At 61.6% G+C, this 21,041-nt stretch carries 24 protein-coding genes and 1 tRNA gene; 13 read left to right on the forward strand and 12 right to left on the reverse strand.

Annotated elements, in window-relative coordinates; translation table 11 throughout:
* The first annotated feature begins 74 nt into the window (after positions 1-74).
* Positions 75-950, forward strand: a complete 876-nt coding sequence (locus tag AAFH49_RS11325) for a DNA/RNA non-specific endonuclease (RefSeq protein ID WP_342298183.1) — start codon at positions 75-77, stop codon at positions 948-950.
* A 95-nt stretch (positions 951-1,045) separates the two neighbouring features.
* On the opposite strand, the gene AAFH49_RS11330 is transcribed toward AAFH49_RS11325, so the two are convergent.
* From AAFH49_RS11330 to AAFH49_RS11370, 9 genes are all read right to left on the reverse strand, one after another.
* A complete protein-coding gene (locus tag AAFH49_RS11330; protein ID WP_342298185.1) occupies positions 1,046-1,759 on the reverse strand; it encodes a GAF domain-containing protein in 714 nt (237 codons plus the stop codon).
* Between the two features lie 232 nt (positions 1,760-1,991).
* Positions 1,992-2,068: transfer RNA gene (locus AAFH49_RS11335), tRNA-Asn, on the reverse strand.
* Positions 2,069-2,179: 111 nt separating this feature from the next.
* Positions 2,180-2,626 carry a hypothetical protein gene (locus AAFH49_RS11340; RefSeq protein WP_342298187.1) on the reverse strand — a complete coding sequence of 149 codons (447 nt, stop codon included), beginning with the start codon at positions 2,624-2,626 and terminating at the stop codon, positions 2,180-2,182.
* Between the two features lie 92 nt (positions 2,627-2,718).
* Positions 2,719-3,690, reverse strand: coding sequence for a signal recognition particle-docking protein FtsY (gene ftsY, locus AAFH49_RS11345; protein ID WP_342298189.1), 972 nt, complete (start codon positions 3,688-3,690; stop codon positions 2,719-2,721).
* A 102-nt stretch (positions 3,691-3,792) separates the two neighbouring features.
* On the reverse strand, positions 3,793-3,957 hold the full coding sequence (locus AAFH49_RS11350; RefSeq protein ID WP_210514038.1) for a DUF4295 domain-containing protein: 165 nt from the start codon (positions 3,955-3,957) through the stop codon (positions 3,793-3,795).
* A gap of 8 nt (positions 3,958-3,965) precedes the next feature.
* The gene (gene rpmG / locus AAFH49_RS11355; protein ID WP_168674975.1) at positions 3,966-4,148 is read right to left on the reverse strand and encodes a 50S ribosomal protein L33; all 183 of its coding nucleotides are present in this window, start codon (positions 4,146-4,148) and stop codon (positions 3,966-3,968) included.
* A 259-nt stretch (positions 4,149-4,407) separates the two neighbouring features.
* Positions 4,408-6,108, reverse strand: coding sequence for an aminopeptidase P N-terminal domain-containing protein (locus AAFH49_RS11360; RefSeq protein ID WP_342298190.1), 1,701 nt, complete (start codon positions 6,106-6,108; stop codon positions 4,408-4,410).
* A gap of 171 nt (positions 6,109-6,279) precedes the next feature.
* Positions 6,280-6,519: a 50S ribosomal protein L28 gene (gene rpmB / locus AAFH49_RS11365; RefSeq protein ID WP_044003635.1), complete on the reverse strand. Its 240-nt coding sequence runs from the start codon at positions 6,517-6,519 to the stop codon at positions 6,280-6,282.
* Between the two features lie 86 nt (positions 6,520-6,605).
* On the reverse strand, positions 6,606-6,788 hold the full coding sequence (locus tag AAFH49_RS11370; RefSeq protein ID WP_342298193.1) for a C1orf53 family protein: 183 nt from the start codon (positions 6,786-6,788) through the stop codon (positions 6,606-6,608).
* 80 nt (positions 6,789-6,868) lie between these two features.
* Between AAFH49_RS11370 and AAFH49_RS11375 the strand changes: the two genes are divergently transcribed.
* From AAFH49_RS11375 to AAFH49_RS11390, 4 genes are all read left to right on the forward strand, one after another.
* Positions 6,869-7,381: a hypothetical protein gene (locus AAFH49_RS11375; protein WP_342298195.1), complete on the forward strand. Its 513-nt coding sequence runs from the start codon at positions 6,869-6,871 to the stop codon at positions 7,379-7,381.
* A gap of 62 nt (positions 7,382-7,443) precedes the next feature.
* Positions 7,444-8,697 carry an ornithine--oxo-acid transaminase gene (gene rocD / locus AAFH49_RS11380; protein WP_342298196.1) on the forward strand — a complete coding sequence of 418 codons (1,254 nt, stop codon included), beginning with the start codon at positions 7,444-7,446 and terminating at the stop codon, positions 8,695-8,697.
* Positions 8,698-8,810: 113 nt separating this feature from the next.
* Positions 8,811-9,950, forward strand: coding sequence for an NAD(P)/FAD-dependent oxidoreductase (locus AAFH49_RS11385; protein ID WP_342298197.1), 1,140 nt, complete (start codon positions 8,811-8,813; stop codon positions 9,948-9,950).
* 372 nt (positions 9,951-10,322) lie between these two features.
* Positions 10,323-10,547, forward strand: a complete 225-nt coding sequence (locus AAFH49_RS11390; protein WP_342298198.1) for a hypothetical protein — start codon at positions 10,323-10,325, stop codon at positions 10,545-10,547.
* 8 nt (positions 10,548-10,555) lie between these two features.
* Here AAFH49_RS11390 and AAFH49_RS11395 read toward each other — a convergent pair whose 3' ends face one another.
* The gene (locus AAFH49_RS11395) at positions 10,556-11,245 is read right to left on the reverse strand and encodes a hypothetical protein (protein WP_342298200.1); all 690 of its coding nucleotides are present in this window, start codon (positions 11,243-11,245) and stop codon (positions 10,556-10,558) included.
* 132 nt (positions 11,246-11,377) lie between these two features.
* On the opposite strand from AAFH49_RS11395, the gene hemB reads away from it, so the two are divergent.
* From hemB to AAFH49_RS11410, 3 genes are read left to right on the forward strand one after another with little or no spacing between them, the layout of a single operon-like run.
* Positions 11,378-12,364, forward strand: coding sequence for a porphobilinogen synthase (hemB, locus tag AAFH49_RS11400; protein WP_342298202.1), 987 nt, complete (start codon positions 11,378-11,380; stop codon positions 12,362-12,364).
* A 16-nt stretch (positions 12,365-12,380) separates the two neighbouring features.
* Positions 12,381-12,887, forward strand: a complete 507-nt coding sequence (locus AAFH49_RS11405) for a GNAT family N-acetyltransferase (RefSeq protein ID WP_342298204.1) — start codon at positions 12,381-12,383, stop codon at positions 12,885-12,887.
* A 23-nt stretch (positions 12,888-12,910) separates the two neighbouring features.
* Positions 12,911-13,606: a DUF92 domain-containing protein gene (locus AAFH49_RS11410; RefSeq protein WP_342298222.1), complete on the forward strand. Its 696-nt coding sequence runs from the start codon at positions 12,911-12,913 to the stop codon at positions 13,604-13,606.
* Between the two features lie 47 nt (positions 13,607-13,653).
* Here AAFH49_RS11410 and AAFH49_RS11415 read toward each other — a convergent pair whose 3' ends face one another.
* Entirely contained in the window at positions 13,654-15,054 is a 1,401-nt protein-coding gene (locus AAFH49_RS11415) for an APC family permease (RefSeq protein ID WP_342298206.1), read from the reverse strand.
* 125 nt (positions 15,055-15,179) lie between these two features.
* On the opposite strand from AAFH49_RS11415, the gene AAFH49_RS11420 reads away from it, so the two are divergent.
* The 4 genes from AAFH49_RS11420 to AAFH49_RS11435 all read left to right on the forward strand — a co-directional run bounded on the left by AAFH49_RS11420 (position 15,180) and on the right by AAFH49_RS11435 (position 18,910).
* Positions 15,180-16,109, forward strand: coding sequence for a cation diffusion facilitator family transporter (locus AAFH49_RS11420; RefSeq protein WP_342298208.1), 930 nt, complete (start codon positions 15,180-15,182; stop codon positions 16,107-16,109).
* Between the two features lie 46 nt (positions 16,110-16,155).
* Entirely contained in the window at positions 16,156-17,082 is a 927-nt protein-coding gene (locus AAFH49_RS11425) for a cation diffusion facilitator family transporter (protein ID WP_342298210.1), read from the forward strand.
* Between the two features lie 121 nt (positions 17,083-17,203).
* The gene (locus tag AAFH49_RS11430; RefSeq protein ID WP_342298212.1) at positions 17,204-18,397 is read left to right on the forward strand and encodes an amine oxidase; all 1,194 of its coding nucleotides are present in this window, start codon (positions 17,204-17,206) and stop codon (positions 18,395-18,397) included.
* 21 nt (positions 18,398-18,418) lie between these two features.
* Positions 18,419-18,910: a methylated-DNA--[protein]-cysteine S-methyltransferase gene (locus tag AAFH49_RS11435; protein WP_342298214.1), complete on the forward strand. Its 492-nt coding sequence runs from the start codon at positions 18,419-18,421 to the stop codon at positions 18,908-18,910.
* A gap of 277 nt (positions 18,911-19,187) precedes the next feature.
* On the opposite strand, the gene AAFH49_RS11440 is transcribed toward AAFH49_RS11435, so the two are convergent.
* Positions 19,188-20,072 carry an alpha/beta fold hydrolase gene (locus AAFH49_RS11440; RefSeq protein ID WP_342298216.1) on the reverse strand — a complete coding sequence of 295 codons (885 nt, stop codon included), beginning with the start codon at positions 20,070-20,072 and terminating at the stop codon, positions 19,188-19,190.
* A gap of 200 nt (positions 20,073-20,272) precedes the next feature.
* Here AAFH49_RS11440 and AAFH49_RS11445 point away from each other — a divergent pair, with 200 nt between their 5' ends.
* Positions 20,273-21,031 (forward strand): tetratricopeptide repeat protein, encoded by a 759-nt coding sequence (locus tag AAFH49_RS11445; RefSeq protein ID WP_342298217.1) that lies wholly within the window; start codon positions 20,273-20,275, stop codon positions 21,029-21,031.
* The last annotated feature ends 10 nt before the right edge of the window (positions 21,032-21,041 follow it).

Here is a 21,041-nt window from a genome sequence, read left to right on the forward strand (position 1 = left end):
GCTTGAATTGGCTGAGGCGGGGACTTTTTTGCCCCGCATCCACGTAGTAAGGGCCATTGCTTCTTAATTAGCCTATGCAAAACACCTTTCGGCATTTCCGTTTTCCGATACTCGCCTTATCCCTCCTGCTGGCTGCCTGCCAGCGCGAAACCGTAGCCCCCGCGCCCACCGGCCCCGGCGCTACGGCCCAAAACCTGCCTGAGCACCTCACCCTCGGCAATCCCAGCGGGGCCACCACCGACCTCGCGCAGCCCACCAACTACCTGCTGATGAAACCCCAATATGCCCTCAGCTACCACCGCGACCGGGGCATTCCCAACTGGGTGAGCTGGCACCTGAGCGCCGACTGGCGCGGCAGCGCCGCCCGGCAGGACGACTTCCGTGCCGATGATACCCTGCCTACCGGCTGGTACCAGGTGCAGGCCACCAGCTACACCGGCTCGGGCTTCGACCGCGGCCACAACTGCCCCAGCGCCGACCGCACCAGCTCCGTGGCCGACAACTCGGCCACCTTCCTCATGACCAACATGATGCCCCAGGCCCCGCGCAACAACCAGCAGACCTGGGCCAACCTGGAGGACTACTCCCGCACCTTGCTCGGTACCGACAACGAAGTCTACATCATCTGCGGAAGCTACGGGCGCGGCGGCACGGGCACCAACGGCTACGCCACCTCCCTCGACCAGGGCCGCGTGACGGTGCCGGCCCGCTGCTGGAAAGTCGTCGTGGTCCTTCCCACCGGCACCAACGACGCGGCCCGCGTCAGCACCAGCACCCGCGTTATCGCCATCGATACGCCCAACGATAACTCCATCAGCACAACCTGGGGCAGCTACCGCACTAGCGTCGACGCCATCGAAACCGCTACCGGTCTCGACCTGCTTTCGGCCGTGCCCACGGCCATTCAGCAGGTCATTGAAGCGCGCATCGACACCGGCCCCACTAACTGAGGGGAGCTTTTTTATTTCGACTTCCAAAACCAAAACGAGCGGGCCAGATGGTCCGCTCGTTTTGGTTTCGAGGAGCAAAAACCTAAGAAAAACGGCTAACGCGGCGGCTCATTTAGCAAGCGCTGCAAGTCGAACAGGCGGCGCTCTACTTGGGTCAGCAGGTCGGCAGGCACGGGGATTTGCACCCCGTGGCGGGTGAAAAGGTAGCGCACCAACGCCGTGAGTTCGCGGAGCTCTTCCTGAAGCTGAGTGCGTAGCCGCTCCCACTCCCCGGCACCACCGGGCGGCTGGGCCAGGCAGGCGTGCCGCACGGCAATGGTCTGGCTGACCACGGCCGCCAAGTGGTCGAGCACCTGTTGCTCATCGGCGCTGAAGGTGCGCGGCTGGCGGTCGATGATGCAGAGGGTGCCGAGCAGGCGCTGGTCGGGCAGGCGCAATGGGGCTCCGGCGTAGAAGCGTAGCTCGTTGTCTTGGGCGGCGCGGGCGGCTTCGGGCGTGATGGTCGCGCTGCTTTCGAGCACCAGGTCGTGATACACCACCGCGCGGGCCTGCTGGATGGCGCTGGAACACAGCGCTTCGACGCGGGGCTGCTGGTCGTTGCCGGGCATGCCGTGGTTGGCGGGGTAATACACGTCGTCTTCCTCCACCAGGGCAATGAGGGAGATGGGCAGGCTGAATACCTGCGCGGTGAGGGCCACGAACTCATCAAACAACGGCTCGGCGAGGGTCGGCAGCACATCGTAGGCACGGATGCTTTGCAGCCGCTCGGGTTCGTCGGCGGGCAACAAAGAGGGAGGAGTGGCGGGCATGGGCACAGGGCGTAGGGAAAGGCTACAAACATAAGCCCCGCAGCCCGGTAGCGCGCCAAGAGTAAAAACGGACGTTGGTTCTATGCTTTAATGGGCAGTTCGTCTTTGTTCCTTCCAATTCCCCATCTGTGATGCTATAGCCTTCAATAGCCGTTGGGCTGAATTAAAAACACACCCTAAGCTGAGCTTAGACGCAAAAATGCCCGCCGGTTAGGGCGGGCATTCTCGGTATTGGCGCTCCCTCCTGGGCTCGAACCAGGGACCCTCTGATTAACAGTCAGATGCTCTAACCGGCTGAGCTAAGGAAGCTTTTTTCTAGTCCGAAACCCGGTTGCTGTTGTTTCGGAGTGCAAATCTACAACGGGCTTTTGAAGATACACAAGCTTCAATCCGTTTTTTTTCAAAAAAATCTGCGGCCGCTTAATTCGTAATGCTGAGAATATTGCCTTGCAGACTGGTACTGTACTGTTTAAGTGGCCGGGGCGTGGGGCCGCCCGTTATTTGGCCCTGCAAATCAAATTGTGAATTGCAGCACGAATCACGCATAAAGAGCCGTGACCGGTCTAAGCTGACCGTGGCGCAGGCATCGTACGGGCGGTAAGGGCAGTTGCGCTCGAAGGCCAGATACGTACTAGCATTTTGGCGCACCACGATTACGCCCTTCACGCCACCGGTGCCGGCCGGGCCTTTCACGGGCAACGTCACTGCACCGTTGTTGGCGCGTAGGTTCACGTACTCCTGGTTGGTGAGCACCAAGCTCAGGTTAACCGGAGCATAGGGAATGAGTGGCTGGTCGTCGTTTTTGGAGCCGCACGCTGCAACACCCAGCAGCAAGCACAATGTGAGGAATAGCGGGAGGCGCTGCATAGTGGGTTGGAATAGATGCGTGGCTCACTAAGCGTTTGCGGGGACACAAAATTCCCGGCGCCCCGCTCGCCACCAACGCAAACCGGACGCGCTTATTTCTTAAACAGCGAATTGACGAACGTGTGGCGGTCGAACAATTGCAAGTCAGTCATCTTCTCCCCTACCCCGATGTAGCGCACCGGGATGCTGAACTGGTCCGAGATGCCGATGACCACGCCGCCGCGCGCCGTGCCGTCGAGCTTGGTGATGGCCAGGGCCGTGACTTCGGTGGCTTTGGTGAACTCCTTGGCTTGTAGGAAGGCATTCTGGCCGGTGCTGCCGTCCAGCACCAGTAGTACTTCGTGCGGGGCATCAGGAATCATCTTTTGCATTACGCGCTTGATTTTGCTCAGCTCGTTCATCAGGTTCACCTTGTTGTGCAGGCGGCCGGCGGTGTCGATGATGATGACGTCGGCCCCCATTTCCACGCCTTTTTGCACGGCATCGAAAGCTACGGCAGCGGGGTCGGTGTTCATGCCGTGGCTCACCACGGGCACACCCACGCGTTGGCCCCAGATGATGAGTTGGTCGACGGCCGCAGCGCGGAAGGTATCGGCTGCGCCCAGCACCACCTTTTTGCCGGCGGAGTGGAAGCGGTGGGCCAGCTTGCCGATGGTCGTGGTCTTGCCCACGCCGTTCACGCCCACCACCATGATGACGAAGGGCTGGCCGGTGCTGCCAGCGCGGTCCAGCACAGCCGTGGAGCCGGACTTATTATCCTCCAGCAGGCCCACTATTTCCTCGCGCAGGATGCGGTCGAGTTCGCCGGTGCTCACGTACTTGTCGCGGGCCACGCGGGCCTCGATACGGTCGATGACCTTCACCGTGGTTTCGATGCCCACATCGGCGTGCACGAGCAGGGTTTCCAGGTCGTCGAGCACCGACTCGTCCACGGTGCTTTTGCCCACCACGGCCTTGCTCAGCTGGTCAAAAAAGTTGGTTTTGGTCTTTTCCAGGCCGGCATCGAGCGAGGCTTGCTGGGCAGGAGTTTCCTTGTCCTTTTTAAAAAAATCGAAGAGGCCCATGAGGGGAGGGAGGATAATGGGGCGGGGAAATACCCCTACACGCAAAAAGTCCCACGAAGGTGGGACTTTTTAAACTTTTACAAAGCCGAAGCCGGCGGGCAACTATTTGTTGCCGGTAGCCAGGTACTCCTGCACTTTGTCGAGCAGCACCATTTCCTCGCGGAAGGTGTAAGCACCGGTTTTCTCCGATTTAACGGCACGAATTACTTTCGCCCAGTTCTTGGCGTTCTCAACGGTTTTCAGCGTTGCTACTACTTTCTTAGCCATTGTTCAGGTTATTTAATTTCCTTGTGAACGGTCATTTTCCGCATAATCGGGTTGAATTTCTTCAGCTCGATGCGCTCAGGGGTGTTCTTGCGGTTCTTGGTGGTGATGTAGCGCGAGGTGCCCGGCAGGCCCGAGGTTTTATGCTCGGTGCACTCCATGATAACCTGCACCCGGTTTCCTTTCTTGGCCATCTCGACGGGGGTGTATGTGTTTTAAAATTTAGGACTGCAAAGGTACGGGGATTTTTGGAAACAGCAAAGGACTGAGCCGCAACTTTCAGTTGGAGAAGCAGAACGGGAGAAATGATTGCTGAAGAACGTCATGCAGAGCGCAGCGAAGCATCTTTACCGCAGTAGTAAATCCCATCGAAAGGATTAGTAACTACGGTAAAGATGCTTCGCTGCGCTCTGCATGACGTTCAATAAAATGCGGAGTCCGACGGATTGCCAACTACTTCAAATCCGGCAGTTTAAAGCCTTCCAGGGCGCTGGGTTCGGCCATTAGCTTCTCGATATCGGCCACGGTACGGGGCGCTTCGGCCGACAAATTTTCGTAGCCAGTGGCGGTAATCAGGGCATCGTCTTCGATGCGGACGCCGATGTTCCACCACTTGGGGTCGCAGGGCGAGCCGGCGGGGATGTAGATGCCGGGCTCCACGGTTATGACGTTGCCGGCTTGCAGCGGGCCGTAGCTGCCGCTGTCGTGCACGTCGAGGCCGAGGTAGTGGCTGGCTCCGTGGGGGTAGTATTTGCGGAATTCTTCCTTCTTTTTGATGATGCCGAGCTTTTGGAGGCCGGCGGCTACTACCTCTTGCGTGGCTTTGTTGGGCGCGTCGAAGTTGGCACCGGGGCGGCAGGCGGCAAAACCGGCTTCCTGGGCGGCCAGCACCAGCTCGTAAATCTGGCGTTGGGCGGGGCTGAAGGTGCCGGAAGGCGGCGCGGTGCGGGTGACGTCGGCGGAATAGCCGTGGTATTCGGCCCCGCAGTCCATGAGCACGAGGTCGTTGTCGAGGCGCTGGCGGTCGTTGGTTTCGTAGTGCAGGATGCAGCCGTTGGCCCCGCCGCCCACGATGCTGGGGTAGCCCTGGAACTCGGCCCCGTAGCGGCGGTACACGTATTCGTGCAGGCCCTGCACGTCCATTTCGCCCATGTCGGGGCGCAGCAGCTTCATCACTTCGCGCTGGCCCTGGGCGCTGATGCGGATGGCGCGGCGCAGCAAGGCCAGTTCCTCGGGGGTTTTGATTGCGCGCAGGTCGCCGAGTTTTTCGCCCAATGTGGCATCGTCGAAGCGGCCGGGCGGGTTGGCGTCGATGGCGGCTTGGCGGGCGGCATCGGTGGTGGCGGCCAGGTAGGCGCGGATGAGCGGCGTGGTGCCGAGCGCGGGCGTTTCTTTCACCTGACTGCTCAGGTATTCGGTCACGCGCCTGGCGTTGCGGATGCCGTTGCGGCGGATGAGGTTGTTGAACTCGGTAACGGCTGGGTTGTAATCGGCGGGCACAGCGGCTTGCTGGCGGAAAGTCGCCACGAGGCTGTGTAAATCGGCCGGGTTGGAGAAGTCGTCGCGGGTATCGGCAGGCAGGCCGGGGACCAGGATTTTATCAAAATCGGTCCACTTGATGCCGGCGGCGGAAAAGTCTTTGTTGTCGGCGGCGTATTGCAGGGCCAGTTGGCCTTTAGCACCGGCAGCGCCCAGGCGGCGGCCGGTCCAGGACTCGCGGGCGGGGTCGCGGGGTTGGGTGAAGAGGGCTTCCGTCACGCCGGGCTGGCCGCCCACGGTGCGCGGCTCCTTGAAGAGGAGCAGCACGGCATCGGGCTCTTCGTAGCCGGTGAGGTAGTGGAAATCGGGGTTTTGGTGGTAGATGTAGTCCACATCGTTGGCCCGGTTGCGGACGGGCGCGGCGAACACTACGGCCACGCTATTGGACGGCATTTGGGCCCGCAGCAGCTCGCGCCGCTGCTTGTGGAAGGCGGGCGAGAGGAAATCGGTGGGCCGGGCGGGGGCCGGATTGTTGGTCAGCGGCTCGGGGATGGACGTGGGGGCCTGGGCCGTGGCTGTAAAGCTTAGCAGCCCCAGCAAACCGGCAAAAACCACGGAAGAAGCTTGTGGCCACGGCCGGGGCAACAGGAAACGGGAAGAGAACCGGAGCAGCATAAGCGTCAGGGTTTGGACGAACAATCAGACTACCAGCCAAGGTAGCCGCCAACAGACAAAGCCAGCGCCGATACAGTTGCCTCGAAAGGCAAGCGTATCGGCGCTGGCTTTGAAAATTTGAAGCGAAAAGCCGGCTATTTCAGCCAACTACCCGCCGCAACATCACTATTACTAGTAAACGATGAAGCCCTGCTCCTTGGCCTTCTTCAGGACCGACATGATGCCGTTCTTGTTGATGGTGCGGATGGTGGAGGTAGCAACTTTCAGGGTCACCCAAGCATCCTGCTCGGGGATGTAGAAGCGCTTTTTCTGCAGGTTCGGATAGAACTTGCGCTTAGTCTTGTTGTTAGCGTGCGAAACGTTGTTACCAACGCGGGTACGCTTGCCGGTCAAATCACAAACACGGGCCATGATATCGGAGGGTTAAATTATTTACAAAGCAGGGAAACGGGCCGCAAATATCGGCAAAAGTCTGGCATTCACCAAACACCCCGCCCTTATTTCCGGTCGGATGCGCCCTGAGCGCCTGGTTTGGGCCGAAATTTCCAGGGACAGTGGCGGCAGCCGCTCTGGCAGCAGCTGCCCCGGCGGCGGTGGTACTGCTCGGTGAAGACGAGGTAGCCTTCGGGCGTGTAGTAAAAATCGCCGGGCTGGAGCGGCTGGGGAACGGGAGCGGGCATCGGTGAATCAAAGTTAGGGCCGGTGGCGTTCAATGGCCGGGGTGTCGTACCTTGTGCTATTGAAATTTGCTATTCATTCTATGAAAATGCCTACTGGTTTCGCATTGTCACTTGTGGCTGGGGCCGCTTTGTTGCTTACGTTCCCTACTGTTGCTCAGGCCCCCACGCCGGTGGTATTGACGGCCGCCACGGCTCCGGCGGGGGTGCGCCCGGCACTGGCCCGCGACGAAACCGCGCTGGCTGACCCGGTGCGCGAGGCTTTGCGCACGCTGCCCCAGGCCAAGAAGAAATTCCTGGCCGGCCTGCCCATCGGCGACCAGTTTTTGCTATCGGTGCGGGTGATTGCGACGGATACTAGCTTCCGGCAGGCCTCGGCGCGGGTGCTGGGCTGGCACGGCAACACGGTTCAGGCACTGCTGCTGCCCGAAACCACCACCGCCTCTACTACTCCGGCCGAACCCACGCCGGTGACTTTCCCCGAAACCGCCGTGGTGGACTGGACGCTGCTACGGGCCAGTGGCCGCGAAGAAGGCAACTACGTGGGGCGCTATACTGACACGGCGCATCAGGTGGAGGGCATGCGGCTGCGCTAAGGCAGCGCGGCGGGCGGGGCGAAAATCCGTAATTTCGGGCCTCATCAACTCCCGCCCTTGCCATGTCCGCCACCACCTCCCCCACCGCCACGTCCAGCCGCGCCGCCGAGCTCATGCAGCTCGAAGACCAGTACGGCGCCCATAACTACCACCCGCTGCCTGTGGTCCTGAACCGCGGCGAAGGTCCGCTGCTGTGGGACGTGGACGGCAAGCAGTATTTCGATTTTCTCTCTGCCTATTCGGCGGTAAACCAAGGGCATTGCCACCCGCATATCATCGGGGCGCTCACAAAGCAGGCACAGCAGCTTACGCTCACGTCGCGGGCATTTTTTAATGACCAGCTGGGCGCGGCGGAAAAGCAGCTTTGCGAGCTATTTGGCTATGACAAGGCGCTGCTGATGAATTCCGGGGCCGAGGCCGTGGAAACCGCGCTGAAACTGGCCCGCAAATGGGGCTACCAGGAGAAAGGCATTGCGCCGAACATGGCCCGCATTATCGTGGCCGAGCACAACTTCCACGGACGTACCACGGGCATCATTTCCTTCAGCACCGATGGCGATAGCACGGGCGGTTTCGGGCCGTATATGCCGGGCTATCAGGTGGTGCCGTACGATGATTTGGCGGCGCTGGAAGAGGCGGTGAAGGAGCCGCACGTTTGCGCGTTTCTGGTAGAGCCCATCCAGGGCGAGGCGGGCGTGATGGTGCCTTCAGAAGGGTATTTGAAACAGGCGGCGGCTATTTGCCAGGCGCACAACGTGCTGTTTATCGCCGATGAAATTCAGACCGGGCTGGGCCGCACGGGCCGGATGCTGGCTTGTGACTACGAGGGCGTCGACCCTGACATTCTCATTCTGGGCAAGGCCCTGAGCGGGGGCGTGATGCCCGTATCGGCGGTGCTGGCGAATGACATTATCATGCTCACCATTCAGCCGGGGCAGCACGGCTCCACGTTTGGCGGCAACCCGCTGGCCTGCGCCGTGATGCGCGCCGCGCTGGATGTGCTGACCGAAGAAAAGCTGGCCGAAAAGGCGTTTAAGCTGGGCGAAATCTTCCGCGAGCGGATGCGCCAGGTGCAGGCCCAGCGCCCTGAAACGGTGGATTTGGTGCGCGGCAAAGGCCTGCTGAATGCGGTGGTGATTATTCCCGCCGAAGACGGCCGCACCGCCTGGGACGTGTGCGTGACGCTGATGGAGCGCGGCGTGCTGGCCAAGCCCACGCACGGCGACATCATCCGTTTTGCCCCGCCGCTGGTGATTACGGAGGCGCAGCTGCACGCGGCCTGCGATGTGATTGAGGCGGTGATTCTGGCATTTTAAAGCCCAATCTGTCATCCTGAGTGCAGCGAAGGACCTTCTCACGTTTGAGCAATTTGTTCGGGCGTGACAAGGTCCTTCGCTGCACTCAGGATGACAGACTTTTTCTTTGCCTCATGTCCAACGCTAACCTGTCTTACTGGGAGCACCAATCCTTCTTCGGACCGGCTGAAGTCGCCATCATCGGCGCGGGCTTGGTGGGGCTCACGGCGGCTATCTACCTAAAACAGCAGCGACCTAACTGGCACGTGGTGGTGCTGGAGCGTGGCTCGCTGCCCAGCGGCGCATCGACTAAAAATGCCGGATTTGCGTGCTTTGGGTCGATTTCGGAATTAATCGAGCAGGAAAAGCGCGGCGACTTGCAGGCAGTGGTGGCCGCCCGCTGGGCCGGGCTGGCGCGGCTGCGTGAGCTATTGGGCGATGCCGCGCTGCATTACCAGCCGGTGGGCGGCTACGAGCTTTTTCGGCACGAAGAAGCCGGGCTGGCGGCCAAGTGCCGGGATAAAATCGACTACTTCAATACGCTGCTGGCCCCGGTCACTGGGCACGCCCGCACCTTCCGCGATGCCAGCGGGGAGGCCGGACAGTTTGGTTTCGGGGGCGTGAGGACTTTGCTCAAAAATGAGCACGAAGGCAGCCTCGATGCCGGCCGCATGATGCGCGCCTTGCTGGCCCGCGCCTGGGCCGCCGATGTGCCGGTGCTCACCAATTGCGCCGTGGAAGATGTGGAAAGCAGCCCCGCTAGCCACCGCCTGCGCTTGGCCAACGGCGCGATTGTGACGGCCAGCCAGGTGCTGCTGGCCACCAATGCCTTCGCCACCGAGCTGCTGCCGGAATTGGCCGTGACGCCCGGCCGCGGCCAGGTGCTGGTGACCGAGCCACTGCCCGGAGTGCACCTGCCCGGCACGTTCCATTACGACCACGGCTATGCCTATTTCCGCCAGCTGGCCGACCACCGGATATTGATCGGCGGCGGGCGTAACCTCGATTTTTCAGGCGAAGAAACCACCGCTCCCGGCCTCACGCCCACGGTGCAGCAATACCTCGAAAAGCTGCTACAAGAGGTGATTCTGCCCAGCCGGCAGCCGCGCATCGACTACCGCTGGAGCGGGGTGATGGGGTTTGGGCCGGCGCTGGCTCCTATCATCGACTGGGTGCGGCCGGGGGTGCTGGCCGCCGTGCGCTGCAACGGCATGGGCGTGGCCCTGGGGGCGGGCATTGGCTGGGAGGCGGCGCAAAAGCTGGCCATCGGGTAGCGGAAATCAGCCAATATTCGTACAGCCCTGCGCAGACCTTATTTCCGGACTCTCACTATGCTTTTTGCTACGCGCCCCCGCTTGTTTCACTCCCGTTTGCTGGCTTTGCTGGTGGTAGCTGGCGGCCTGGCCAGCGGCTGCCAGAGCAGCCGGCCCAGCTTCTCGTTTCAGCCGATGCCGGGGCGCGTGCGGGAGGTGAAAGCGGCTGAGGTACCGGCATCGGCCGCGGTGTCAATGGATATGGCTTCGGCCAAACCAGTCACTCAATCGGTAATTTCTTTGCCCGTAGCCCCGAAGCAGCGCCGTACGGTGCCAAAGCCTAGGACGGCAGTGGCATCCACTGAAAATACATCTATTGCTCCCTTACCCATTATGCGCCCGGCCGCCACGCACCGGCGGCCGTTACTGGCCCGGTCCCATGCTACGGCCGAGGTTGGCCTCGGCACCACGGTGCTGGGGGTGCTGGGGCTGGTGGTGCTGCCCATTGCCCTGCTGGGCCTGCTGCTGAGCGGGGGCGGGCTGGTGTGGGGTATTGTGGCGGGGGCGGCAGCGCTGGCGGTGCTGGTGGCGTACATCGACCCGTTTGGGCAGCGGTAGGGTTTCAGCTATTGTATAGGAAACTTAATCTTATCGAAGCGGATAGCTAACGTATCGGTTGCCCCGATTCGGGGAATAACACTTTCGTTAAACTCGTTGAACATGAGCCCAGACTGCCATAGGCTTCCGTTCCATTGGTCTGCCCAAACCCAATGGTAGCGCATTACCGAAATATACATTTGATTATCATGTCGATAGCCAACATGCACCTGCTTACCTATTGCCCTCGTACTGCCAGCAGGATAAGGAGTTAGCGGGCTGGTATATTTGAGCATATCGTACATAAGGATACCAAAAACCGGCGGCCCATTACGCACATCATTGTAGATAATATTCGGTGTATCGGAATAAAACAGGTGCTGTGCATTGTTTTTTACCACCGAAAACCGCGCCTTGTTATAAAGACGTGAATTTAATATTACGGTGTCTGGTGCCAGGAATATTACTTTTTCACCAGGCAAGGGTGTTGGCAAGGGTATAAATTCTGCATGCGACGCCGTCATGTGTCGCAGGAACTTATCCTTGGCTGCCGCATCTTTTATTTCTCTGCCATTAGTGAATAGCCTCAAGTCAAAGGCTTCCGGCTCAATTGGCTCGGCAGGTACCGCCGAATCCTTTTTGCAGCCATTGAGTAAGCCCAGGCTTAATGACACGGCAAGCAGGAGGAAACGGTTAGTTCGGGCGGTCGTGGTAATCATCGCTACAATATTAGGTAGCATATCAGCTTGCTGAAGGCTGCTGCCTATCGTTCATCAACCAATTTGCTGCTTCCAACGGTTAATATGCCACCAGCACTACTTTCGCTGTTTGATTTTTTGAACTACCAGTCCATGCTCCCAACCCACCGCCCCCGCCGCAACCGCAAGTCTGCCGTCATTCGTGATATGGTGCAGGAAACCCGCCTCACCGCCCACGATTTTATCTACCCCATCTTCATCACCGAAGGCCAGAACCAGACCGAGGAAATCAAGTCGATGCCCGGCATTTTCCGCTTCACGGCCGACCGCGTGATTGACGAAATCGGGCAGTGCGTGGAGCTGGGCGTGAAAGCCTTCGCGCCCTTCCCCAACATCAACGAAGTGCTGAAGGACCCCATGGCCCGCGAAAGCACCAACCTTGATGGCCTCTACCTGAAAGCGGTGGCCGACATCAAGCGGCAGTTTCCCGAGGTCGTCATCATGACCGATGTGGCCATGGACCCCTACAGTTCCGACGGCCACGACGGTGTGGTGGACCCCGATTCGGGCGAAATCCTCAACGACCCCAGCCTGGAAGTGCTGGGGCAGATGGCCCTGGCCCAGGCCCGCGCCGGAGCCGACATCATCGGCCCCAGCGACATGATGGACGGCCGCGTGGCCTGGATTCGGCGGGTGCTGGACGAGAACGGCTTTTCGCACGTCAGCATCATGAGCTACACGGCCAAGTATGCGTCGGCGTTTTACGGCCCGTTCCGCGATGCGCTGTCCTCGGCGCCCAAGAAAGGCGACAAGAAAAGCTACCAGATGAACCCCGCCAACCGCCTTGAAGCCCTACGCGAGCTGGCGCTGGATGAAGCCGAAGGTGCCGATATGGTGATGATTAAGCCCGCGCTGAGCTACCTCGACATCATTCGGGAAGTGAAAAACCATACCAACCTGCCCGTGACGGCCTACAACGTGAGCGGCGAGTACGCCATGATAAAGGCCGCCGCCCAAAACGGCTGGGTCGATGGCGAGCGCACTATGATGGAGGTGCTCATGAGCATCAAACGCGCCGGGGCCGATGCGATTTTGACCTACTTCGCCAAGGAAGCAGCCGCCGTGCTGCGCCGGGGCTAATCAATTGGTTTCGAATATGCTCACGACCCGCCGCGCCACTCTGGCCGATGTGCCCGCTATCCTGGACCTGGTGCGGCGGGTGGTGCCGCTGATGCAGGCCAGCGGCAATTTCCAGTGGTCGGCCGACTACCCGAACGAGGCCGTATTCACGGCCGATATCGCGCAAAACCATCTCTGGGTGGCCGAGCTGGATGGCGCGGTGGCCGGCGTGGCCGCCCTCACCCAGGACCAGGATGCCGAATATGCCCAGGCCGACTGGGATGTAACCCAACCCGCCCTCGTCACGCACCGCCTGGCTGTGGACCCCGCCACGCAAGGCAAAGGCGTAGCGCTGGCGCTAATGGCCGAGGCCGAGCGGCAGGCCGTGGCCCAGGGGTTGAAGATATTGCGCGTGGATACCAATTCCGAAAACGCGGCTACGCAGCGGCTTTTCCCAAAACTGGGCTACCGGTTTGCGGGCGAGATTACGCTGGCGTTTCGGCCGGGGCTGCGGTTCTTTTGCTACGAGAAGCGGCTGGGGTAATGGAGTTATTCCGGCTTGGTTTGGTGCTGGGACTACTGGGGCTGGGCATGTTCTACAGCGTGCGGGCGGGCAAACTGACCACGGCCGCCGCCGGCACCGGCGGCGCACTAGGCCTGCTGATTTACCTTGGCAGCGGCTTTACGGGGCTGGCGCTGCTGGCCCTGTTTTTTGGATTGGGCACGGCGGCTTCCAGCTGGCGCGTGGCCGATAAGCGCCGCCTCGGACTGGCCGAGGAGAACAAAGGCCGCCGCACCGCTGGCCAGGTAGTGGCCAATGCCGGGGTGGCGGGCCTGCTGGGACTGCTGGCCTGGCAATATCCGCCCGCTGTTCCGCTGGCCCAACTGATGCTGGCCAGCAGCTTCGCCGCCGCCACCGCTGACACGCTCTCCTCGGAATTGGGCAACGTGTACGGCCGCCGCTACTACAACATCCTCACGCTGCGGCCCGATGCGCGCGGCCTCAACGGCGTGGTGAGCCTGGAAGGTACGGCGCTGGGACTGGCCGGTACGGCCGTACTGGCGGCGGCTTACTGCTTGGGTTTCGGCTGGGGGCCGGCCTTTGGGTGGCTGCTGGTGGCGGGCACAGCCGGCAATCTGATGGATTCGGTGCTGGGCGCTACGCTGGAACGGCGTGGCTTGCTGGGCAACAATGCGGTCAATTTCATCAATACACTGACCGGGGCACTGGTGGCAGGCGGACTGATGAAGTGGCTGGGCTAGCGTTGCACGGCCACTATTTCGGGAGCTGCTCAGCCGCTGAGTTGCACTTATTGCGCAAACGGCCACCGCTTCAGGCTGCGGCTCCACAGTAGAAATGCGCCCGTGCCCAGCGCCATCATGCCCAGCGCGGCCACCTGGAAATAGAGCTTAAAGTGCAGCCCGCCCCACGTCACCTCGGCCGGCGCGATGCCCACGAATACGAACAGCCACACGATGATGGCCAGGATGACGGGCAGCGGATAGAGCGGCATTTTGAACGGTAGCGCGCTCGTGCCGCGCCGCTTCCGGAGCAGCATCAGACCCACGGCCTGACCCACGAACTGCACCAGAATCCGCATGGCCAGGATGGCCGAAATCACCTCGCCCAACCGGAACAGCAGGCTGAACACGAAGCCCACACCGCCCAGCAGCAGCAGCGATACGTAGGGGAACTGCTTGGTGGGGTGCAGCTTACCGAAAATGGGCAGAAATTCGCCATCGGCCGCCGCCGCGTAGGGGATGCGCGAGTAGCCCAGAAGTACCGCAAACAGCGACGCAAACGCCACTAGCAGCACCATGGCCGTGGCCACGTTGGCCGCTGTGGGCCCGTACAGCCGCTCCATAAACACGCTGATGATGAACTGCGACTTATCACCGGCGCTGGCCTGCCAGCCCTGCACTTCCTGCCAGCCAATCACCGTGCCCACGCTCCAGTTCAGCAGCAGGTAGAGCGCCGCGATTCCCAGGATGCTCAGGAAAATGCTGCGCGGAATCACCTTTTCCGGCCCTTTTATTTCGGCCCCGAGGTGGCACACGTTGTAGTAGCCGAGGTAGGAATAGATGGTTTTGACCGCCGCCTGGCCCATGGCCGCCGAAATCAGCAGGCCCGGCAAGGCCGAAAAGCCGCCCGCCGGAAAAATATCGACGTGGTGGTTGGGATGCGTGACGCCACCGAAAATCAGCCAGCCCATCAAACTCAGCACGCCCACCCACAGGGCAACGCCCAGCTTGCCAATGTCCTCGATGCGGCGGTAGAGCAGCACAATCAGCAGCAGAACCACCGTGCCGGCCACCGCCTTGGGCTGCCACCACTCGGTCATGGGCACGAGGTAGCCGAAGTATTGGGCGAAGCCAATGGCCCCGGAGGCCAGTACCAGCGGCGACTGAATGAGCGTTTGCCAGACGTAGAGAAACGACATGTAGCGGCCCCACTTCTGCTCGCCGTAGGCCAGCTTGAGGAAACGGTAGCTACCGCCGGCTTCGGGGTAGGCCGCGCCCAGCTCGCTCCAAATCAGGCCATCGACGGAGGCCAGGGCCGCGCCCACCAGCCAGGCCAGCAGGAAATTTGGCCCCATAAAGCCCATCACGAGCGGCAGGGTGACAAAGGGGCCTATGCCCACCATGTCAATCATATTGAGGGCGGTAGCTTGAACCAGGCCGAGGCGGCGCTGCAAAGTAGGTGCGGACATGGGAGCGAAAATAGCGCCCTACGCCGCAGAATGGAGGCAGCAAGGCCGTCCTTCAACCACAACCGGCGCGTGGTGTTTCGGCACGCTTTGTCAACGCCAACCCCGACGACTGCGTAAGCCCCGCCATGAGTTCACCGGCTACCTCCTCCAAATTTGCCATCTACGGGGCCATCGGGGCCAACATTGCCATTGCCGCGAGCAAGTTTGTGGCGGCGGCTTTCACCGGCTCCTCGGCCATGCTTTCGGAGGGCATTCACTCCCTCGTGGACAGCGGCAACGGCCTGCTCATTCTGCACGGCGTGCGCCAGGCCGAAAAGCCCGCCGACAAGCGCCACCCCTTCGGCCGCAGCAAGGAGCTGTATTTCTGGGCCCTGATTGTGGCCATTCTGGTGTTTTCGGTGGGCGGCGGCATGTCGCTCTACGAAGGCATCGAGCACCTTAAATCCCCCGCCCCCCTCACTGACCCTACCTGGAACTACTGGGTCCTAGGCCTGTCGATGCTGTTTGAGGGCATCTCGTGCTTCCTGGCGTTCAAAGCCTTCAACGCCGACCGGGGCGACGCCGGCTTCTGGGAAACCCTGCGCCGCAGCAAGGACCCGTCGGTGTTCGCCATTTTGCTCGAAGACCTGGCCGCCCTGCTGGGCCTGGTCATTGCGCTGGCCGGCGTGTTTCTGGGCCATCTGCTCAATAATCCTTACCTCGATGGCGCGGCTTCCATCACCATCGGCTTGCTGCTGGTGGGCGTGGCGCTGTTCCTCATCTACAAAACCAAGCGCCTGCTGGTAGGCACCGGCGTGGATGATGAAACCGTGGACGCCATCGAAGCCCTGGTGCGTGCCCAGCCCAACATCGACCAGGTGGGCCCGCCCCTCACCTCCTATCTCGGCCCGGCCGATGTGATTCTGGCCCTCGACGTAGAATTTGCCCACCACCTCGCTTCCGAGGAAATCGAACAGGCTATTGATGGGTTGCAGGATGTTATTCGGGCGAAATACCCGGAGATGAAGCGCATTTTTATCGAAGCCAAGTCGCTGTCGAGCCGGGCAGAAGCCTAGCATGACGTTCTTTGAATTATAGTCACAGACTCCCTATCCCCGCCTTATGGCCGACGCAAACGCCTCTAAACTTTCCCTCTACGGCGGCATCGCCGCCAACATTGCCATTGCCATCAGCAAGTTTGTAGCGGCCTATTTCACCGGCTCATCGGCCATGCTTTCGGAGGGCATTCACTCCCTCGTCGATACCGGCAACAGCGGCCTGTTGCTCTACGGCACCGCCCAAAGCCAGCGCCCGCCCGATGCCGAGCACCCCTTCGGGCACAGCAAGGAGCTGTATTTCTGGGGCCTGATTGTGGCCGTGCTCATCTTCGCCATCGGCGGTGGCATGTCGTTTTACGAAGGCATCAAGCACACTCAGCACCCCGAGCCCATTGAAGACGCGGGCTGGAACTACGTGGTGCTGGGCCTTTCCTTTCTCTTCGAAGGCATTGCGTTTTACCTGTCGGTGAAAGCCCTGCTGGCCCAGTCGGATGGCAACGTGGGCTTCGTGAAGATGCTGCGCACCAGCCGCGACCCGGCCGTGTTCGCCTCCGTGATGGAAAACCTGGCTGCCTTGGTGGGCCTAGCAGTGGCAGGCCTCGGTGTATTCCTGGGCCATTGGCTAAACAACCCGTATTTCGATGGCGGCGCGTCCATCGCCATTGGCTTGCTGCTGATGCTGGTGGCCATCTTTCTGGTGGGCCGCACCAAGGGCCTGCTGGTAGGCACCGGCGTCGATGCCGTCACGCTGGCCAACCTGGAGCGCATTGCCCGCGCCCAGCCCCAGGTGTGCGAAATTCGCTCGCCCCTGTCCATGTACCTCGGCCCAAACGACGTGATTCTGGCCCTCGATGTGCAGTTTGCCGACGACCTCACCTCAAACGAAGTAGCCGGTGCCGTGGAGCAGCTCCAGGACGCCATCCGGGCCGAGCATCCCGAGGTGCAGCGCATTTTCATCGAAGCCAAAAACCTGGCCCAGCCTGTAAAGTAGGCTGCTTCCAGCTAAGCCCAACCTTAACCCCAGCGCCGTTTTTCCGGTTTAAGCTAATCAAGTGCCCGCGCCCGCCCAACCAGCCGGCGCGGGCATTCGCCTATATACGAAGCTTCCATTTATGGCTATTCCTACCCCCATCGCCTCGCCCTTCCGCTCCTTCTGGTGGGGCGGCTACGAGTGCACCGACCAGCTCAACGCCTTCGGCCACCGCGTCGATTTTCTGCCCCTCACCGGTCATTTGCAGCTGATTGACGAAGATTACACCGCCCTCAATCCGTTCAACGTCCGCACCGTGCGCGAGGGCATTCGCTGGGCTCAGATTGAAAAAACGCCCTACCACTACGATTTTAGCACGGTGAAAACCATGCTCGATGCCGGCCAGCGCCACGGCATCCAGCAAGTCTGGGACCTCTGCCACTTCGGCTACCCCGACGACCTTACGCCGCTGCACCCGCTTTTTGCCCGGCGCTTTGCCGCGCTCTGCCGCGCCTTTGTGGATTTCTACCGCTCCGTGCGGCCCGATGATGTGCTTATCGTCACGCCCATCAACGAAGTCAGCTTCATTTCCTGGCTCGGCGGCGATGCCCGGGGCACCTCGCCCTACTGCCACCACCAGGGCTGGGACGTGAAATACGGCCTCATGCGCGCCTACATCGAGGGGGCCCACGCCCTGCGCGAGGCCGACCCCACCATCCGCATGCTCAGCACCGAGCCGCTGGTGCACATCGTGCCGCCGCTGCACGCCACGCCCCGCGAGCGCCGCTGGGCCCGCGAAGCCCACGACAACCAGTTTCAGGCCACCGACATCCTCTCCGGCCGCATGTGCCCCGAGCTGGGCGGCCGCGAAGAGCTGCTCGACATCGTCGGCTTCAACTACTACTACGACAACCAGTGGCAGAACGGCACCACCAATAAGCTGGGCTGGAACGACGACGTGCCCGACCCGCGCTGGGTGCCCCTGCGCAACCTGCTGCGCTCGGCCCACAAGCGCTACCGCCGCCCCTTCGCCCTCACCGAAACCAGCCACCCCGGCATCGACCGCCCCATCTGGCTCCGCATGATTGCCGAAGAATGCGCCGCCATCCTCCGCGAAGGCCTGCCCCTGCAAGGCATCTGCCTCTACCCCATCATCGACCGCCCCGACTGGGACCACCTCGACCAGTGGCACCAGTCCGGCCTCTGGGATGCCGACCTCGCCCAGCCCGGCCCCGCCCGCGTGCTGCACCAGCCCAGCGCCGAAGCCCTGCTCGCCGCGCAAGCGGTGATTACCGAAGCCGTGCCCATACGCCAGCCCCGGGCGGTATTGGTGTAGCGCAGAAGGTACCTTTGGCGCATGGATGCCACGGTTTATCTGCCTTCGCCCCTCGGTCCGCTCGCCCTCATCGGCTCCGATGCGGGCCTGCGGGCCGTTTCATTTCTGGATGATGCGAACATAACCGCCACGCCCCTAGCTACCGTGCCCGCCTGCCTGCGTCCTGCGCACGAGCAGTTGCAAGCCTATTTCAACCGCGAGCTGCGTGATTTCGACCTCACCTACGCCACCGGTTTCGGCACCGATTTCCAGCAACAGGTGTGGCGGGCGCTGCTGGGAATCGGCTACGGCCGCACGGCCTCCTACCTCGACGTAGCCAAGGCGCTGAATAACCCCAAATCCGTGCGGGCCGTGGGCGCGGCCAACGGCCAGAACCCGCTGGCCATCGTGTGGCCCTGCCACCGCGTCATCGGGGCCGATGGCAGTCTCACGGGCTACGCCGGCGGCATGCACCGCAAGAAGTGGCTGCTCGAATTCGAACAGCCCACCCGCCAGGGCGGCCTGTTCAGCTAAAAATTCGCCCCGCGAACCCCTTGCAACACCCCGCGAACCGCTACATAGGGCATGCGAACCACTGCATAGGCCCCGCAAACCGCCCCATACACCCCGCAAACCGCCCCATAGGCCCCGCAAATCGCCGCATACGGCCCGCAAACCGCTTTATAGACCCCGCAAACCGCTTCATACGGCCCGCAAATCGCCTCATAGGCCCTGTTTTTCGTGTTTGCCATGTTGCGCGTATTTGCCATGTTTTGGAAATTCGGCATGTTTCCGGCCGTCGTTAGCCCCGCTACGCCCCCACCAGCTTCAGCAGCCCCTGATAAATGATGTTGTGCTGCCAATACAGCTGCAACACCATCGGAATGTGGTGCCGCCCGGGAATAATCGTGTACGGCGCGGGCTGGCCCGTCGCCTTCAGCCTATCCCGAAACCGCCCCGAACTCCCGCTAATGCTCGGGTACGTCTCCCCCCCGATGTAAAATATGAACGGCGGCAGGCTCGGCTTAATCTTATAAATGGCCGATTCCTGTTTCCATCCCGCCGGGTCCTTGCCGAAGGGCACGAGGTATTGCGCATCCCCCTCATACTTCATTTCCTTGAGGTAGGAATACATATCCAGCCCCGCCGGGTCGTCCATAATGGCCCCGCGCACGGGGTTTTGGGGCAATCCGTTGGCCGCTAACAGCGCATCATCCGTGGCTAGCAGCGCCGCCAGGCCACCGCCGGCCGAGTGGCCCATTACGAATACGCGGGCCGGGTCGCCGCCGTATTGTTTGATGTTCTGCACGGTCCAGGCCAGGGCGCGGGCGCAGTCCGCCGCCTGCTCGGGCACGTGCACCGACGGCGCGAGGCGGTAGTTTATCACCACCGCCACCACGCCCTGCTTGGCCAGCCGCCGGCCGATGAAGGTGTAGATATTCTTGTTCCCGCTCGTCCAGCTCCCCCCGTGAATGAACAGCACCACCGGGTAGCCCTTCCCGTTCGGGGCCACTTTTTTGGGTGAATACACATCCAGAATGTGGCGCTCCTTGTCAAAATCGGGGGCTGAGGCGGGCACATAGGCCACGTCTTTGGTGCGGTGGCTGGGGTAGGCCACCACGTATTCAGTGGCCAGCATGATGACCACGGCGGCCAGCAGCACAGCCACGGGAGTCAGCAAAAAGAAACGACGCATTAGCGGGGATTAAGCAGAACAGCCTGCGGCCGAATCCCGGCGCAGGGACCTCACCTACGCCCGGGCCGGGCCGGCAGTTTGCCCGCCATCGGCGCGGCCCCGGAGCCGGGGCCTTGGCAGCATTGGCTTTATCTTTGTCAGAACGGCTGCGGGCTGGCTTTTTGCCGGGCTGCGCTTCCCTCATTTATTTATTCGCACTCGTGTTGATTTCTGCTTTGCTCAAGAATATATCGCCGGCCCTGGCCGCCCTGCTGCTGGTAGGCCTGCTGGGCACCACCTCCGCCCAGGCCCAGCGCAAAAGCACCACCGCCAACGCCGACGGCAGCCTGGCCGCCCCGGCCCCGGGCAAGCCCATTCGCCTACAGCCCCTGTTCGGCGGCCTCAACCCCACGCAGGCCACCCAACTGCTGGGCGAAGCGCAGCTCAAGGCCATTGCCGCCAGCTTCGCCTCCACCGCCGAAGCCAGCACGTTTTTCACCAACAAGGGCTACGAATACCTGCGCGAAAACCAACTTGACACGGCCACCTACCGCTTCAACCTGGCCTGGCTCCTCAACCCCCAGAACGCCGAAGCCTACCGCGGCCTGGGCATCATCGCCAGCAGCCAGCCCACCCCCGATGCCGCCATTGCCCTGCTGAGCAAAGGCTTCGGCATCGCCCCCACCAGCGTCCTGCTCATGAGCGACCTCGGCGCGAGCTACCTCATCCGCTACGGCCAGACCAAGAAGAAAAAGGACCTCACCATGGGCCTCACCCTCCTGCAGCGCGCCACCGCCGCCGAGCCCACCAACGCCAACGCCTGGCAACAATTAGCCCGCGGCCTCTACTACCAGGAAAAATACCCCGAAGCCTGGGATGCCGTGCACAAAGGCCAGAACGCCAGCGTCAGCAGCCTCGACTTCGACCTCATCACCGACCTGCTGGCCAAGCTGCCCGACCCCCAGGGCACCTTCAAATAAAACCGCGCCG

The organism is Hymenobacter segetis, assembly GCF_038448715.1.
GTDB lineage: Bacteria > Bacteroidota > Bacteroidia > Cytophagales > Hymenobacteraceae > Hymenobacter > Hymenobacter segetis.

Bases quoted from the DNA above. Each gene is read 5' to 3' on its own strand.
- rocD (WP_342298196.1), top strand. From the start codon at position 7,444: ATGTCCGCCACCACCTCCCCCACCGCCACGTCCAGCCGCGCCGCCGAG.
- AAFH49_RS11430 (WP_342298212.1), top strand. From the start codon at position 17,204: ATGGCTATTCCTACCCCCATCGCCTCGCCCTTCCGCTCCTTCTGGTGG.
- AAFH49_RS11385 (WP_342298197.1), top strand. From the start codon at position 8,811: ATGTCCAACGCTAACCTGTCTTACTGGGAGCACCAATCCTTCTTCGGA.
- AAFH49_RS11440 (WP_342298216.1), bottom strand. From the start codon at position 20,072: ATGCGTCGTTTCTTTTTGCTGACTCCCGTGGCTGTGCTGCTGGCCGCC.
- rpmG (WP_168674975.1), bottom strand. From the start codon at position 4,148: ATGGCCAAGAAAGGAAACCGGGTGCAGGTTATCATGGAGTGCACCGAG.
- AAFH49_RS11415 (WP_342298206.1), bottom strand. From the start codon at position 15,054: ATGTCCGCACCTACTTTGCAGCGCCGCCTCGGCCTGGTTCAAGCTACC.
- AAFH49_RS11350 (WP_210514038.1), bottom strand. From the start codon at position 3,957: ATGGCTAAGAAAGTAGTAGCAACGCTGAAAACCGTTGAGAACGCCAAG.
- AAFH49_RS11390 (WP_342298198.1), top strand. From the start codon at position 10,323: ATGCGCCCGGCCGCCACGCACCGGCGGCCGTTACTGGCCCGGTCCCAT.
- ftsY (WP_342298189.1), bottom strand. From the start codon at position 3,690: ATGGGCCTCTTCGATTTTTTTAAAAAGGACAAGGAAACTCCTGCCCAG.
- AAFH49_RS11435 (WP_342298214.1), top strand. From the start codon at position 18,419: ATGGATGCCACGGTTTATCTGCCTTCGCCCCTCGGTCCGCTCGCCCTC.
- hemB (WP_342298202.1), top strand. From the start codon at position 11,378: ATGCTCCCAACCCACCGCCCCCGCCGCAACCGCAAGTCTGCCGTCATT.
- AAFH49_RS11405 (WP_342298204.1), top strand. From the start codon at position 12,381: ATGCTCACGACCCGCCGCGCCACTCTGGCCGATGTGCCCGCTATCCTG.
- AAFH49_RS11340 (WP_342298187.1), bottom strand. From the start codon at position 2,626: ATGCAGCGCCTCCCGCTATTCCTCACATTGTGCTTGCTGCTGGGTGTT.
- rpmB (WP_044003635.1), bottom strand. From the start codon at position 6,519: ATGGCCCGTGTTTGTGATTTGACCGGCAAGCGTACCCGCGTTGGTAAC.
- AAFH49_RS11325 (WP_342298183.1), top strand. From the start codon at position 75: ATGCAAAACACCTTTCGGCATTTCCGTTTTCCGATACTCGCCTTATCC.
- AAFH49_RS11395 (WP_342298200.1), bottom strand. From the start codon at position 11,245: ATGATTACCACGACCGCCCGAACTAACCGTTTCCTCCTGCTTGCCGTG.
- AAFH49_RS11360 (WP_342298190.1), bottom strand. From the start codon at position 6,108: ATGCTGCTCCGGTTCTCTTCCCGTTTCCTGTTGCCCCGGCCGTGGCCA.
- AAFH49_RS11370 (WP_342298193.1), bottom strand. From the start codon at position 6,788: ATGCCCGCTCCCGTTCCCCAGCCGCTCCAGCCCGGCGATTTTTACTAC.
- AAFH49_RS11420 (WP_342298208.1), top strand. From the start codon at position 15,180: ATGAGTTCACCGGCTACCTCCTCCAAATTTGCCATCTACGGGGCCATC.
- AAFH49_RS11425 (WP_342298210.1), top strand. From the start codon at position 16,156: ATGGCCGACGCAAACGCCTCTAAACTTTCCCTCTACGGCGGCATCGCC.
- AAFH49_RS11375 (WP_342298195.1), top strand. From the start codon at position 6,869: ATGAAAATGCCTACTGGTTTCGCATTGTCACTTGTGGCTGGGGCCGCT.
- AAFH49_RS11330 (WP_342298185.1), bottom strand. From the start codon at position 1,759: ATGCCCGCCACTCCTCCCTCTTTGTTGCCCGCCGACGAACCCGAGCGG.